Source organism: Rhodoplanes roseus (assembly GCF_003258865.1).
Classification (GTDB): Bacteria; Pseudomonadota; Alphaproteobacteria; order Rhizobiales; family Xanthobacteraceae; genus Rhodoplanes; species Rhodoplanes roseus.
The window spans coordinates 1-269 of the sequence record NZ_NPEX01000832.1; the positions used below are offsets into that span (position 1 = coordinate 1).

A 269-nucleotide genomic window follows, 5' to 3' on the forward strand; every position below is an offset into this window, starting at 1 on the left:
CGCCATTCCCTGAACCGGGTTTCGGAAGACCCGATTTTCCGTTTGGAGGCAGCAATGCTCAACAATCTTTCTCACAATCCGGCGGTCCGACCCGCCGCATCAGGCGATCTCGCCGCCCGCGCCGGCGCCTTCCTGCAGCCGCTCGCAAACACGCTCCTGCGTCTTGCGCGTGCCATCAAGGGACGCCGTGCCGCCTATCGGCTTGCCACCCTCGACGACCAGATGCTGCAGGATATCGGCCTGACGCGTTTTGAGGTCGAAAGCGCTCT

The 269-nt window shown here is 63.2% G+C and carries 1 protein-coding gene; it reads left to right on the forward strand.

The window, feature by feature from the left end; genetic code table 11:
* Nucleotides 1-54 precede the first annotated feature (54 nt).
* On the forward strand, nucleotides 55-269 hold a 215-nt coding region (locus tag CH341_RS32610; protein ID WP_146604781.1), incomplete at its 3' end, for a YjiS-like domain-containing protein.